The following is a 13,372-nucleotide window of genomic DNA, read 5'->3' as shown; positions in this document are numbered from 1 at the left end:
GCAAGACAGAGCGAAGCTGTGTCATTCCAGTGCTGCTGATTTGATAGCAGTGAATCCAGCACTGGAATGGCATCGTGTTCTGAATTGCTCTCCATCATGGCCCGATGAGTGCATCGGGCCACCCATTCCAAAGGAGCAACAATGTCCATCTTCAACAAAGTCACCAAGACCTTCCAGTGGGGCCAGCACACGGTCACCATGGAAACCGGAGAGATCGCCCGCCAGGCTTCCGGCGCCGTGCTGGTCAACATCGATGACACCGTGGTGCTGGCCACCGTGGTGGCGTCCAAGCAGGCCAAGTCCGGCCAGGACTTCTTCCCGCTGACCGTCGATTACATCGAGAAGACCTACGCCGCAGGCAAGATCCCCGGCAGCTTCTTCAAGCGCGAAGCCAAGCCCAGCGAACTCGAAACCCTGACCAGCCGCCTGATCGACCGCCCGATCCGCCCGCTGTTCCCCGAAGGTTTCTACAACGACGTGCACGTGGTCATCCACACCGTGTCGCTGAACCCCGAAGTCGATGCCGACATCGCCGCCCTGATCGCCACCTCGGCTGCTCTGTCCGTGTCGGGCATCCCCTTCAATGGCCCCATCGGTGCTGCCCGCGTGGGTTACATCAATGGCGAGTACGTGCTCAACCCCGGCCAGACCCAGCGCAAGGATTCGCAGATGGATCTGGTCGTGGCCGGCACCGAAGCCGCCGTGCTGATGGTGGAGTCCGAGGCGCAGCAACTGCCTGAAGACGTGATGCTGGGCGCCGTGGTCTTTGGCCACGAGCAAGGCCGCATCGCCATCGACGCCATCCACGAGCTGGTGCGCGAAGCCGGCAAGCCCGTCTGGGACTGGGTCGCTCCCGCCAAGGATGAAGAGCTGATCGCCAAGGTGGCGGCACTGGGCGACGAAGCCCTGCGCACGGCCTACCAGATCCGCAACAAGCAAAGCCGCACGCAAGCCTGCCGCGAAGCCTACGCCGCCGTGAAGGCCGGCCTGACGGCCCAGGGCGTGGAGTTCGACGGCGTCAAGGTCGAAGGCATGCTGTTCGACATCGAGGCACGCATCGTTCGCAGCCAGATCCTGGCCGGCGAGCCGCGCATCGACGGCCGTGACACGCGCACCGTGCGCCCCATCGAAATCCGCAACTCCGTGCTGCCCCGCACGCACGGCTCGGCCCTGTTCACGCGCGGCGAGACGCAGGCCCTGGTCGTGTCCACGCTGGGCACCGAGCGCGATGCACAGCGCATCGACGCGCTGGCTGGCGAGTTCGAGGACCGCTTCCTGTTCCACTACAACATGCCTCCCTTTGCCACCGGCGAAGTGGGCCGCATGGGCTCGACCAAGCGCCGCGAAATCGGCCACGGCCGTCTGGCCAAGCGCGCCCTGGCGGCCTGCCTGCCCAGCAAGGAAGAATTCCCCTACACCATCCGCGTGGTGTCGGAAATCACCGAGTCCAACGGCTCCTCGTCCATGGCTTCGGTCTGCGGCGGCTGCCTGTCGATGATGGATGCAGGCGTTCCGATGAAGGCCCACGTGGCCGGCATCGCCATGGGCCTGATCAAGGAAGACAACCGCTTCGCCGTGCTGACCGACATCCTGGGTGACGAAGATCACCTGGGCGACATGGACTTCAAGGTGGCTGGCACGACCAGCGGCATCACCGCACTGCAGATGGACATCAAGATCCAGGGCATCACCAAGGAAATCATGCAGGTCGCCCTGGCCCAGGCCAAGGAAGCGCGCATGCACATCCTGGGCAAGATGCAGGAAGCCATGGGCGAAGCCAAGGCCGAGATCTCGTCCTTCGCTCCCAAGCTGTACACGATGAAGATCAACCCCGAGAAGATCCGTGACGTGATCGGCAAGGGCGGCTCCACCATCCGTGCGCTGACCGAAGAGACCGGCACGCAGATCGACATCGGCGAAGACGGCACCATCACCATCGCCTCCAGCGATGCCGCCAAGGCTGACGAAGCCAAGCGCCGCATCGAAGAGATCACGGCCGAAGTCGAAATCGGCAAGATCTACGAAGGCCCGGTCACCAAGATCCTGGACTTCGGTGCTCTCGTGAACCTGCTGCCCGGCAAGGACGGTCTGCTGCACATCAGCCAGATTGCCCACGAGCGCGTGGAGCGCGTCGCCGACTACCTGCAGGAAGGCCAGATCATCAAGGTCAAGGTCATGGAGACCGACGAAAAGGGTCGTGTCAAGCTGTCGCTGAAGGCGCTGACCGAGCGTCCTGCCGGCATGGAGCGCAGCGAGCGCCCCGCGCCTGCCGAGCGTGAGTTCCGCCAGCCGCGTGAGCCCCGCCAGCAGCGCGAGTTCCGCGAGCCGCGTGAACCCCGCGAGCCCCGTGACGGCGGCCGTCCGGCTGCCGAGGGCGAGCAGCAACAGCAACAGCAGCAGTAATGCCCGGCAAGGCCATTGCCCAAAAGGGGGTGGCCTTGCAGGTGCATGTGGTGACTGGCAAAAAGCGCTGACCTGTTCAGCGCTTGTGGCATTTTTGACAGGGATTGCGAGGTCGAAAGATGGAAAAGCAAATCATGCGTGCCGTGGAACTCACGGACTTTGGTGCTCCCGAGGTATTGCGCCTGGGCGAGCGTCCGCTGCCCGTTGCGGGTGCGCAGGAGTTGCTGATCCAGGTGTCGGCCAGTGGTGTCAATCGCCCTGATGTGTTGCAGCGCAAGGGGCACTATGCTCCGCCGCCGGGCGCCTCCGATCTGCCCGGGCTGGAAGTGGCCGGGGTGATCGTGTCGGGCGACGACGAAGCCATGCGGCTGGCAGGCCTGCGCGTGGGAGACCGCGTGTGCGCGCTGCTGGCCGGCGGTGGCTATGCGGAGTACTGCGTTGCGCCCGTGGCCCAGTGCCTGCCTATCCCGGCAGGGCTCAGCGAGGTGGAGGCTTCGGCATTGCCCGAGACCTTCTTCACCGTCTGGAGCAATGTGTTCGACCGCGGTGCCTTGCAGGTGGGCGAAACCCTGCTGGTGCAGGGCGGTAGCAGCGGCATCGGCGTGACAGCCATCCAGCTGGCCAAGGCGCGCGGCGCAACGGTCATCGTGACCGCTGGCTCCGATCCCAAGTGCGCCGACTGCCTCAAGCTGGGGGCCGACCATGCCATCAACTACCGTACCCAGGACTTTGCCGCGGAGGTGCAGCGCATCACCGAAGGCAGGGGCGTGGACGTGATCCTGGACATGGTGGCGGGTGGCTATGTGGCACGCGAAGTGCAAAGCCTGGCAGAGGATGGCCGCCTGGTCATCATTGCGGTGCAGGGTGGCATCAAGGCGGAGTTCGACGCGGGCCTGGTCCTGCGTCGCCGTCTGCTGGTGACGGGCTCCACACTGCGTCCGCGGCCTGTGGCTTTCAAGGCAGCCATCGCCCAGGCCCTGCGCCGCGAGGTCTGGCCGCTCATCGAGGCAGGCGGCATTCGTCCTGTGATCCATAGCACCTTTGCTGCCGCTGATGCCGACAAGGCGCACGCGCTGATGGAGTCGAGTCAGCACACCGGCAAAATCGTTTTGACGTGGTAACCATGAAGAAGAAACTCATCGTCGGCAACTGGAAGATGAATGGCAGCCTGGCTGCCAATGCCGTTTTGCTCAAGGCCCTCAAGGAGGGTCTGCCCGAGGGGGGCAATGCGGGCGTGGCTGTGGCCGTGCCTGCCGTCTATCTGGCCCAGGCCCAGGCCGAGCTTGAAGGCTCGGCCATCGGCGTGGCCGCGCAGGACGTGTCGCAGCATGAATCGGGTGCCTATACGGGCGAGCTGTCGGCCGCAATGCTTCGGGATTTTGGCGTGCGCTATACGCTGGTGGGGCACTCGGAGCGTCGCCAGTACCATGGCGAAACCGATGCCGTGGTGGCGCTGAAGGCGCAGGCTGCGCTGGCCAAGGGCGTCACGCCCATCGTCTGTGTGGGTGAAACGCTGGCGGAGCGCGAGGCGGGGCAGACCGAAGAAGTGGTCAAGCGCCAGCTGGCGGCCGTGATCCACCAGGTGGGCCAGTGCATCAATGAGCTGGTCGTGGCCTATGAGCCCGTCTGGGCCATTGGCACCGGCAGGACCGCCACGCCGGAGCAGGCCCAGCAGGTGCATGCCGTGCTGCGCGCCCAGCTGGCGGCTGCCAGCCAGCAGGCCGATCGCATCGCCTTGCTGTACGGCGGCAGCATGAATGCCTCCAATGCAGCCCAGCTGCTGGCCCAGGCCGACATTGATGGTGGCCTGGTGGGCGGAGCGTCGCTCAAGGCGGCCGATTTCCTGACCATCATCGCTGCGGCCCAGTAAGCCGGGGCGGTTTTTCCATTCGCTTTTTTAGCTCTCGCGTTACTAGCAGGTACAACCAATGAATGCATTCGCAAGCGTGATCCTCGCCGTTCAGATGCTGTCGGCTCTCGGCATGATCGGCCTGATCCTGATTCAACACGGCAAGGGTGCCGACATGGGCGCCTCGTTCGGCAGCGGCAGCTCCGGCAGCCTGTTCGGTGCCTCGGGCAGCGCCAACTTCCTGTCGCGCTCCACGGCAGGTCTGGCCACGGTGTTCTTCGTGGCCACGCTGGCGCTGGCCTATCTGAGCAATGCGCGTCCCGTCAGCTCGGGCAGCGTGCTGGAAGGTGCCGCACCCATCACGGCGCCGGCTCCTGCGGCCTCTGGCGCTGCTGGCGAAGTGCCTGCTCCTGCTGCAGGCCAGACGCCTGCTGCCGGTGCTGAAGGCGCTGCCCAGATCCCCACGAAATAATTTCGAACAAAGTCCTCGGTCCTCCGGGTCCGAGGGTTTTTCAGAGTAGAATCTAGAGATTGTTCGGTAGGCGGAATCTTTGCAACGGAGATAAAGAGCCAGCCGAAATCAAGACTTGCCGTCGTGGTGAAATTGGTAGACACGCTATCTTGAGGGGGTAGTGGCGAAAGCTGTGCGAGTTCGAGTCTCGCCGACGGCACCAAGATATAACTAAGAGCCTGCCCTGCTGATCAGGCTGATCGGTGCGGGCATGCCTTTCAAGGTAGCCGCACACGATGAACATCGACCAGTATCTTCCCGTTCTTTTGTTCATTCTCGTCGGCATGGGTGTCGGCGTAGTCCCCCTGGTACTGGGGTATGTGCTGGGTCCGAACCGACCCGATGCCGCCAAGAACTCCCCCTATGAATGTGGCTTCGAGGCCTTCGAAGACGCGCGCATGAAGTTCGATGTGCGCTACTACCTCGTCGCCATCCTGTTCATCCTGTTTGATTTGGAAATCGCCTTTCTGCTGCCCTGGGCCGTTGCGCTTCGGGACGTGGGTGGGGCTGGTTTCGCCGCTGTCCTTATTTTCCTGACCGTTCTCGTCGTGGGCTTTGTCTACGAATGGAAGAAGGGTGCGTTGGACTGGGACTGAAGCGGGTTCACTAAGGAAACACGATGATCGAAGGCGTGATGAAAGAAGGCTTCATCACCACGAGTTACGACTCTGTGGTGAATTGGGCCAAGACGGGCTCGCTGTGGCCCATGACATTTGGTCTGGCCTGCTGCGCGGTGGAGATGATGCACGCTGCGGCGGCGCGTTACGACATCGGTCGCTTTGGCTCGGAAGTCTTCCGTGCCAGCCCGCGGCAGTCGGACCTGATGATTGTGGCCGGCACCCTGTGCAACAAGATGGCGCCCGCCATGCGCAAGGTCTATGACCAGATGTCCGAGCCCCGCTGGGTCATCTCCATGGGCTCGTGCGCCAACGGCGGCGGCTACTACCACTACAGCTATTCCGTGGTGCGCGGCTGTGACCGCATCGTGCCGGTCGATGTCTATGTGCCTGGCTGCCCCCCCACGGCGGAAGCCCTGATCTACGGCATCATCCAGCTGCAGCAGAAGATCCGCCGCACCCATACCATCGCTCGCGTCTAAGGGCTAGATGATGACTGCTATTGCGATTCACCCCGAAGTGCTTCGGGATGTGGTGGCTGCTGCCTTGGGCGACAAGGCGCGCAGCGTGACCGTGGCCCTGGGCGAAGTGACGGTCGAAGTGTCCGCGGCCCAGTATCTGGAGGCCATGCAGGTTCTGCACACCGCCCCGGATTGCCGGTTCGAGGTCCTGGTGGACCTGTGCGGCGTGGACTACTCCACCTATGCAGAAGTCGGGCGTGAAGGCCCGCGCTTTGCCGTGGTATCCCACCTGCTGTCGATCAGCCTGAACCAGCGCCTGCGCGTTCGTGTCTTTTGCACAGACGACGATTTCCCGGTGGTGGCTTCCGTCACTTCCGTCTGGGCGGGTGCGAACTGGTTCGAGCGCGAGGCGTTCGACCTGTTCGGCATCGTCTTCGACGGCCATGACGACCTGCGCCGCATCCTGACCGACTACGGCTTCATCGGCCATCCCTTCCGCAAGGACTTCCCGCTGTCGGGCCATGTGGAAATGCGTTATGACCCCGAGCAACAGCGCGTGGTGTACCAGCCGGTCACCATCGAGCCCCGCGAGATCACGCCGCGGATCATCCGCGAAGACAACTACGGGGGCCTGCACTGAAGGCGCTCCAGGCGCCTTTTTGATGGACGACCATGGCTGAAATCAAGAACTATTCCCTGAACTTTGGTCCGCAGCACCCGGCAGCGCACGGCGTGCTGCGCCTGGTGCTGGAGCTCGACGGTGAAGTGGTGCAGCGCGCAGACCCGCACATCGGTCTGCTGCACCGTGCGACAGAAAAACTGGCAGAGAGCAAGACCTACATCCAGTCGCTGCCCTATATGGACCGGCTGGACTACGTGTCCATGATGTGCAACGAGCACGCCTACTGCCTGGCCATCGAGAAGCTGCTGGGCATCGAGGTGCCCATCCGCGCCCAGTACATCCGCGTGATGTATTCGGAGATCACCCGCATCATGAATCACCTGATGTGGCTGGGCTCCAGCGGCAACGATGCGGGCAGCTCCACGACGCTGATCTACACCTTCCGTGAGCGCGAAGACCTCATGGACATGTACGAGGCGGTTTCGGGCGCGCGCATGCACGCGGCCTACTTCCGTCCGGGCGGCGTCTACCGCGACCTGCCCGACACCATGCCTCAGTACAAGGCCAGCAAGGTGCGCAATGCGCGCTCGGTCGAGATCATGAACCGCAACCGCCACGGCTCGTTGCTGGACTTCATCGACGACTTCACGCAGCGCTTCCCCAAGTGCGCGGACGAGTACGAGACCCTGCTGACCGACAACCGCATCTGGAAGCAGCGCAACGTGGACATCGGCGTGGTGACGGCCGAGCGCGCCATGAACCTGGGCCTGACCGGCCCCATGCTGCGTGCCTCCGGCGTGGCCTGGGACATGCGCAAGTCGCAGCCCTACGAGGTCTATGACCGCATGGACTTCGACGTGCCCGTGGGCAAGACCGGCGACTGCTACGACCGCTACCTGGTGCGCGTGGCCGAAATGCGCCAGTCCAACCGCATCATCAAGCAGTGCGTGGACTGGCTGCGTGCCAACCCGGGCCCGGTGATCGTGGACAACCACAAGATTGCCCCTCCGCCGCGCGAAGGCATGAAGTCCAACATGGAAGAGCTGATCCACCACTTCAAGCTCTTCACCGAAGGTTTCCGCGTGCCCGAAGGCGAGGCTTACGCGGCCATCGAACACCCCAAGGGGGAGTTCGGCATCTACATCGTGAGCGATGGGGCCAACAAGCCCTACCGCCTGAAGATCCGTCCGCCGGGATTCGCCAATCTGTCCGCCATGGACGAAATGTGCCGAGGCCACATGCTGGCCGACGCCGTGATGGTGCTGAGTACCCTGGACATCGTGTTTGGAGACGTTGACCGATGATTACCGAAGCGACCAAGGAGCGCTTTGCGCGCGAGGTGGCCAAGTACCCGGCCGACCAGAAGCAGTCTGCCGTGATGGCCTGCCTGTCCATCGTGCAGCAGGAGCAGGGCTGGGTCAGCGCCGAGAGCGAGGCCGTGATTGCCGAGTTCCTGGGCATGGCCGAGATCGCGGTGCATGAAGTCACCACGTTCTACAACATGTACAACCAGCGCCCCACGGGCACGTACAAGCTGAACGTCTGCACCAACCTGCCTTGCCAGCTGCGCGACGGCTACAAGGCGCTGCACCATCTGGAATCCCGCCTGGGCATCAAGATGGGCGAGACCACGCCTGACGGCATGTTCACGCTGCAGCAGTCCGAGTGCCTGGGCGCCTGCGCGGATTCGCCGGTGATGCTGGTGAACGACCGCTGCATGTGCAGCTTCATGAGCAACGAAAAGCTCGACGAATTGATCGACGGCCTGCGCGCCGCGGAGGGCAAGGCATGAACGCCGCCGCACAATCGGTCCTGGCCAAGTTTGCCTCTTCGGGCAGCGAGACCTGCTTTCACGACCGCCACATCAATCCGCAGATCTACGCCGACCTGACCGGCGCCAACTGGTCCATCAAGGACTACGAGGCACGCGGCGGCTACCAGGCGCTGCGCAAGATCCTGGGCAAGGATGGCAGCGAAGGCCTGACCCAGGACCAGGTGATCGCCACCGTCAAGGAATCGGGCCTGCGCGGCCGCGGCGGCGCAGGTTTCCCCACGGGCCTGAAGTGGAGCTTCATGCCCCGCCAGTTCCCGGGCCAGAAGCACCTGGTCTGCAACTCGGACGAAGGCGAGCCTGGCACCTGCAAGGACCGCGACATCCTGGTGCACAACCCGCACATCGTGATCGAGGGCATGATCATCGCGGCCTACGCGATGGGCATCTCCCTGGGCTACAACTACATCCACGGCGAAATCTTCGAAGCCTATGAGCGCTTCGAGGCCGCGCTGGAAGAAGCCCGCGCCGCCGGCTACCTGGGTGACAACATCATGGGCAGCAGCTTCAGCTTCCAGCTGCACGCGCACCATGGCTTCGGCGCCTATATCTGCGGCGAAGAGACGGCGCTGCTGGAGTCGCTGGAAGGCAAGAAGGGCCAGCCGCGCTTCAAGCCGCCGTTCCCGGCCAGCTTCGGCCTGTACGGCAAGCCGACCACGATCAACAACACCGAAACCTTTGCGGCCGTTCCCTGGATCATCCGCAACGGCGGCGCTGCGTACCTGGAGTGCGGCAAGCCCAACAACGGCGGCACCAAGATCTTCTCGGTCAGCGGCGACGTGAACCTGCCCGGCAACTACGAAGTGCCGCTGGGCACGCCCTTCAGCAAGCTGCTGGAGCTGGCCGGCGGCGTGCGCACGGGCCGCAAGCTCAAGGCGGTGATCCCCGGTGGATCGTCCTCGCCCGTGCTGCCGGCTGACATCATCATGGAATGCACGATGGACTACGATTCCATCGCCAAGGCCGGCTCCATGCTGGGCTCGGGCGCCGTGATCGTGATGGACGACTCGCGCGACATGGTCGAGAGCCTGCTGCGCCTGTCCTACTTCTACCAGCACGAGTCCTGCGGCCAGTGCACCCCCTGCCGCGAAGGCACGGGCTGGCTGTGGCGCGTGGTCAACCGAATCGAGCACGGCGAAGGCCGTCCTGAAGACATCGAGCTGTTGGACTCGGTGTCCGTGAACATCATGGGGCGCACGATCTGTGCGCTGGGCGATGCGGCAGCGATGCCGGTGCGCGCCATGATCAAGCACTTCCGCCACGAGTTTGAAGCGAAGATCCAGAACGCTTCCAAGCAGACGGTCCACGCCGCCTGATCGCGAGAAAAGCATATGGTTGAAATTGAACTGGACGGAAAAAAGGTGGAGGTCGCCGAAGGCTGCATGGTCATGCATGCAGCCGAGAAGGCAGGCACCTACATCCCGCATTTCTGCTATCACAAGAAACTTTCCATCGCCGCCAACTGCCGCATGTGCCTGGTGGATGTGGAAAAAGCCCCCAAGCCCATGCCCGCCTGCGCCACGCCCGTGACGCAGGGCATGATCGTGCGCACCAAGAGCGAGAAGGCGATCAAGGCACAGCAATCGGTGATGGAGTTCCTGCTCATCAATCACCCGCTGGACTGCCCGATCTGCGACCAGGGCGGCGAATGCCAGCTGCAGGATCTGGCCGTGGGCTACGGCAGCTCCGCCTCGCGCTACGAGGAAGAAAAGCGCGTGGTCTTCCACAAGGACGTGGGCCCGCTGATCTCCATGCAGGAGATGAGCCGCTGCATCCACTGCACCCGCTGCGTGCGCTTCGGACAGGAAGTGTCCGGCGTGATGGAGCTGGGCATGATCAACCGCGGCGAGCACTCCGAGATCACCACGGTGGTGGGCGATACGGTGGACTCCGAGCTGTCGGGCAACATGATCGACATCTGCCCCGTGGGCGCGTTGACCAGCAAGCCCTTCCGCTACAGCGCCCGCACCTGGGAGCTGTCGCGCCGCAAGTCGGTTTCGCCCCATGATTCCACGGGTGCCAACCTCATCGTCCAGGTCAAGAACCACAAGGTTCTGCGCGTCGTGCCCTTCGAGAACGAAGAGGTCAACGAGTGCTGGATCGCCGACCGCGATCGCTTCTCCTACGAAGCCCTGAACAGCGACGAACGCCTGACCCGCCCCATGCTCAAGCAAGGCGGCGAGTGGAAGGAAGTCGATTGGCAGACCGCCCTCGAATACGTGGCCAACGGCCTGCGCCAGATCAAGAACGACCATGGCGCCTCCGCCATCGGTTCGCTGGTCAGCCCGCACAGCACGCTGGAAGAGCTGTACCTGGCAGGCAAGCTGGTGCGTGGCCTGGGCAGCGAGAACATCGACTACCGCCTGCGCAATGCCGAGTTCACCGCCGCCCAGGGCGTGCAGTGGCTGGGCACGCCCATCGCGTCGCTGTCCAAGCTGCAAGGCGTCCTGGTGCTGGGCTCCAACCTGCGCAAGGACCATCCGCTGTTCGCGCAGCGCATCCGCCAGGCTGCCAAGCAGGGCTGCGCCGTGCTCGCCATCAATGAGCGTGTCTACGACTGGGCCATGCCGGTGACGGCGTCCATCGTGGCTGCCCCGGACTGGGCCCAGGCGCTGGCCGATGTGGCCGCCGCCGTGGCGCAGGAAAAGGGCGTTGCCGCTCCCGTGGCCGCCGCCGACGTGCATGCCGAGGCCCAGGCCATCGCTGCCGCGCTGCTGCGCGGCGAGCGCAAGGCCATCTTGCTGGGCAATGCCGCTGCGCACCACGCACAGGCATCGACCCTGCTGTCGCTGGCCAACTGGATTGCCGAGCAGACCGGCGCCTCGGTCGGCTACCTGACCGAAGCCGCCAACACGGTGGGCGCCCAGTGGGTGGGTGCACAGCCTGCCGCCTCGGGCCTGAACGCAGGCCAGATGCTGGCCGGCGGCCTCAAGGCCGTGCTGCTGCTGAACAACGAACCCGTGTTCGACTCCGCTGCCGGCGCCCGCGCCGCAGAGGCACTGGGCAAGGCCGAGATGGTCGTGACCCTGAGCCCCTTCAAGGCCAACATGGAATTCAGCGACGTGCTGCTGCCCATCGCCCCGTTCACGGAAACCTCGGGCAGCTTCGTCAACGCCGAAGGCCGCCTGCAGAGCTTCCACGCCGTGGTCAAGCCGCTGGCCGAAGCCCGTCCGGGCTGGAAGGTGCTGCGCGTGCTGGCCAACCTGCTGGGCGTGCAGGGCGTGGACTACGAGACGTCGCAGGACGTGCTCGCAGCCGCCACGGCCGCTGCCACCAGCGTGCCGGCCAACCTGCTGGGCAACGGTGCGCCTGCCGTGACTTCCATCGCCAACGGTGCCGGCCATGCCGCGCCCGTGGTGGCCAGCATTTATCAGCTCGACAGCATCGTGCGCCGCGCGACATCGCTGCAACTGACGGCAGATGCACGTCAGGCTCGTGAGGGAGGCGCCGCATGATTGACGCACTCAAGACGGCCGGTGCCGGCCTGATCGCTGCACCCTGGTGGACCGACGTGGCCTGGCCCGTGCTCTGGATCCTGCTGGGCATCGTTGCCATCGTCGCCCCGCTGATGGGCGCCGTGGCCTACCTGACGCTGTGGGAGCGCAAGCTGCTGGGCTTCATGCAGGTTCGCATGGGTCCCAACCGCGTGGGTCCCTTCGGCCTGCTGCAGCCCCTGGCCGACGGCCTGAAGCTGCTGACCAAGGAACTGATCCAGCCCACGGCTGCTGCCAAGGGCCTGTTCTACGTGGGCCCGGTGATGGCCATCATGCCCGCCCTGGCGGCATGGGTGGCGATCCCCTTCGGTCCCGACGTGGCCCTGGCCAACGTCAATGCCGGCCTGCTGCTGATCATGGCCATCACGTCCATCGAGGTCTATGGCGTGATCATTGCGGGCTGGGCCTCCAACTCCAAGTACGCCTTCCTGGGCGCGCTGCGTGCCTCGGCACAGATGGTCAGCTATGAAATCGCGCTGGGCTTCTGCTTCCTGGTGGTGATCATGGTCACGGGCAGCATGAATCTGACGCAGATCGTGCTGAGCCAGGGCCAGGGCCAATTCGCCAGCATGGGTGTCAGCGTCCTGTCGTGGAACTGGCTGCCGCTGCTGCCGATCTTCGTGGTCTATCTGATCTCGGCCGTGGCCGAGACCAATCGCCACCCCTTCGACGTGGTCGAAGGCGAAGCCGAAATCGTGGCCGGCCACATGGTCGAGTACTCGGGCATGGGCTTTGCCATCTTCTTCCTGGCCGAATACGCCAGCATGTGGCTGGTGTCCATCCTGGCCGTGGTGATGTTCCTGGGCGGCTGGCTGCCTCCGTTCGACTTCCTGTCGTTCATCCCCGGATGGATCTGGCTGGCGGCGAAGACTTTCCTGGTCGTGTCCATGTTCATCTGGATCCGTGCCACCTTCCCGCGCTTTCGCTATGACCAGATCATGCGTCTGGGCTGGAAGATCTTCATTCCCGTCACCCTGGTGTGGCTGGTCGTCGTGGGTGGCTGGATGCACTCGCCTTGGAACATCTGGAACTGAGCGGAGCAAGAATGTCTGCGGTTGCTGCTACCCCATTTTCGATCAAAGATTTCCTCAAGAGCTTCATGCTCTGGGAACTGGCCAAGGGCATGGCCCTGACTGGCCGCTACACCTTCCGCCGCAAGGTCACGGTGCAGTTCCCCGAGGAAAAGACACCCCTGTCGCCGCGTTTTCGCGGACTGCACGCCCTGCGCCGTTATGACAACGGCGAAGAGCGCTGCATTGCCTGCAAGCTGTGCGAGGCGGTGTGCCCGGCCATGGCCATCACCATCGAGTCCGATGTGCGTGACGACGGCTCGCGCCGCACCACGCGCTACGACATCGACCTGACCAAGTGCATCTTCTGCGGCTTCTGCGAGGAAAGCTGCCCGGTGGACTCGATCGTCGAGACGCATATCTTCGAATACCACGGAGAAAAGCGCGGCGACCTGTACTTCACCAAGGACATGCTGCTGGCCGTTGGCGATCGCTACGAACCCGAGATTGCCGCCGCCAAGGCTGCGGACGCCAAGTACCGCTGAAGCGGCTCCTTGATCACTTGAAAAGATTC

General features: G+C 64.0%; 13 protein-coding genes and 1 tRNA gene. All 14 read left to right on the top strand.

Going from position 1 to position 13,372, the window contains the following annotated elements:
* Positions 1–141 precede the first annotated feature (141 nt).
* Positions 142–2,403 (top strand): polyribonucleotide nucleotidyltransferase, encoded by a 2,262-nt coding sequence (gene pnp / locus IAE24_RS01185; RefSeq protein ID WP_043819231.1) that lies wholly within the window; start codon positions 142–144, stop codon positions 2,401–2,403.
* Positions 2,404–2,522: 119 nt separating this feature from the next.
* A complete protein-coding gene (locus IAE24_RS01180; RefSeq protein ID WP_199959910.1) occupies positions 2,523–3,524 on the top strand; it encodes an NAD(P)H-quinone oxidoreductase in 1,002 nt (333 codons plus the stop codon).
* 2 nt (positions 3,525–3,526) lie between these two features.
* On the top strand, positions 3,527–4,273 hold the full coding sequence (gene tpiA, locus IAE24_RS01175; RefSeq protein WP_013801060.1) for a triose-phosphate isomerase: 747 nt from the start codon (positions 3,527–3,529) through the stop codon (positions 4,271–4,273).
* A gap of 58 nt (positions 4,274–4,331) precedes the next feature.
* Positions 4,332–4,724 carry a preprotein translocase subunit SecG gene (secG, locus tag IAE24_RS01170; protein WP_199959908.1) on the top strand — a complete coding sequence of 131 codons (393 nt, stop codon included), beginning with the start codon at positions 4,332–4,334 and terminating at the stop codon, positions 4,722–4,724.
* Positions 4,725–4,841: 117 nt separating this feature from the next.
* Positions 4,842–4,926: transfer RNA gene (locus IAE24_RS01165), tRNA-Leu, on the top strand.
* A gap of 73 nt (positions 4,927–4,999) precedes the next feature.
* The gene (locus IAE24_RS01160) at positions 5,000–5,359 is read left to right on the top strand and encodes an NADH-quinone oxidoreductase subunit A (protein WP_012206979.1); all 360 of its coding nucleotides are present in this window, start codon (positions 5,000–5,002) and stop codon (positions 5,357–5,359) included.
* A gap of 23 nt (positions 5,360–5,382) precedes the next feature.
* Positions 5,383–5,862 (top strand): NuoB/complex I 20 kDa subunit family protein, encoded by a 480-nt coding sequence (locus tag IAE24_RS01155; RefSeq protein WP_012206978.1) that lies wholly within the window; start codon positions 5,383–5,385, stop codon positions 5,860–5,862.
* A 10-nt stretch (positions 5,863–5,872) separates the two neighbouring features.
* Positions 5,873–6,481, top strand: coding sequence for an NADH-quinone oxidoreductase subunit C (locus IAE24_RS01150; protein WP_043783660.1), 609 nt, complete (start codon positions 5,873–5,875; stop codon positions 6,479–6,481).
* A gap of 32 nt (positions 6,482–6,513) precedes the next feature.
* Positions 6,514–7,767, top strand: coding sequence for an NADH-quinone oxidoreductase subunit D (locus IAE24_RS01145; RefSeq protein WP_013801061.1), 1,254 nt, complete (start codon positions 6,514–6,516; stop codon positions 7,765–7,767).
* A complete protein-coding gene (gene nuoE / locus IAE24_RS01140) occupies positions 7,764–8,255 on the top strand; it encodes an NADH-quinone oxidoreductase subunit NuoE (RefSeq protein WP_012206975.1) in 492 nt (163 codons plus the stop codon). The genes IAE24_RS01145 and nuoE overlap by 4 nt, the downstream gene beginning before the upstream one ends.
* Complete coding sequence (gene nuoF / locus IAE24_RS01135) at positions 8,252–9,610, top strand: NADH-quinone oxidoreductase subunit NuoF (RefSeq protein WP_034396578.1); 1,359 nt, start codon at positions 8,252–8,254, stop codon at positions 9,608–9,610. Before nuoE ends, nuoF begins: the two co-directional genes overlap by 4 nt.
* 15 nt (positions 9,611–9,625) lie before the next feature.
* Positions 9,626–11,749, top strand: coding sequence for an NADH-quinone oxidoreductase subunit NuoG (gene nuoG, locus IAE24_RS01130; RefSeq protein WP_199959906.1), 2,124 nt, complete (start codon positions 9,626–9,628; stop codon positions 11,747–11,749).
* Positions 11,746–12,822 carry an NADH-quinone oxidoreductase subunit NuoH gene (gene nuoH / locus IAE24_RS01125; RefSeq protein ID WP_013801064.1) on the top strand — a complete coding sequence of 359 codons (1,077 nt, stop codon included), beginning with the start codon at positions 11,746–11,748 and terminating at the stop codon, positions 12,820–12,822. The genes nuoG and nuoH overlap by 4 nt, the downstream gene beginning before the upstream one ends.
* 11 nt (positions 12,823–12,833) lie before the next feature.
* Positions 12,834–13,343: an NADH-quinone oxidoreductase subunit NuoI gene (gene nuoI, locus IAE24_RS01120; protein ID WP_012206971.1), complete on the top strand. Its 510-nt coding sequence runs from the start codon at positions 12,834–12,836 to the stop codon at positions 13,341–13,343.
* Positions 13,344–13,372 lie beyond the last annotated feature (29 nt).

The organism is Delftia sp. S65, from assembly GCF_016516495.1.
GTDB lineage: Bacteria > Pseudomonadota > Gammaproteobacteria > Burkholderiales > Burkholderiaceae_C > Comamonas > Comamonas acidovorans.
This window is presented reverse-complemented; position numbering and strand designations above follow the sequence as displayed.

Coding starts and splice junctions, on each gene's coding strand:
- IAE24_RS01150 (WP_043783660.1), top strand. CDS start 5,873: ATGACTGCTATTGCGATTCACCCCGAAGTGCTTCGGGATGTGGTGGCT.
- pnp (WP_043819231.1), top strand. CDS start 142: ATGTCCATCTTCAACAAAGTCACCAAGACCTTCCAGTGGGGCCAGCAC.
- nuoF (WP_034396578.1), top strand. CDS start 8,252: ATGAACGCCGCCGCACAATCGGTCCTGGCCAAGTTTGCCTCTTCGGGC.
- IAE24_RS01145 (WP_013801061.1), top strand. CDS start 6,514: ATGGCTGAAATCAAGAACTATTCCCTGAACTTTGGTCCGCAGCACCCG.
- secG (WP_199959908.1), top strand. CDS start 4,332: ATGAATGCATTCGCAAGCGTGATCCTCGCCGTTCAGATGCTGTCGGCT.
- tpiA (WP_013801060.1), top strand. CDS start 3,527: ATGAAGAAGAAACTCATCGTCGGCAACTGGAAGATGAATGGCAGCCTG.
- nuoH (WP_013801064.1), top strand. CDS start 11,746: ATGATTGACGCACTCAAGACGGCCGGTGCCGGCCTGATCGCTGCACCC.
- nuoE (WP_012206975.1), top strand. CDS start 7,764: ATGATTACCGAAGCGACCAAGGAGCGCTTTGCGCGCGAGGTGGCCAAG.
- nuoI (WP_012206971.1), top strand. CDS start 12,834: ATGTCTGCGGTTGCTGCTACCCCATTTTCGATCAAAGATTTCCTCAAG.
- IAE24_RS01180 (WP_199959910.1), top strand. CDS start 2,523: ATGGAAAAGCAAATCATGCGTGCCGTGGAACTCACGGACTTTGGTGCT.
- nuoG (WP_199959906.1), top strand. CDS start 9,626: ATGGTTGAAATTGAACTGGACGGAAAAAAGGTGGAGGTCGCCGAAGGC.
- IAE24_RS01160 (WP_012206979.1), top strand. CDS start 5,000: ATGAACATCGACCAGTATCTTCCCGTTCTTTTGTTCATTCTCGTCGGC.
- IAE24_RS01155 (WP_012206978.1), top strand. CDS start 5,383: ATGATCGAAGGCGTGATGAAAGAAGGCTTCATCACCACGAGTTACGAC.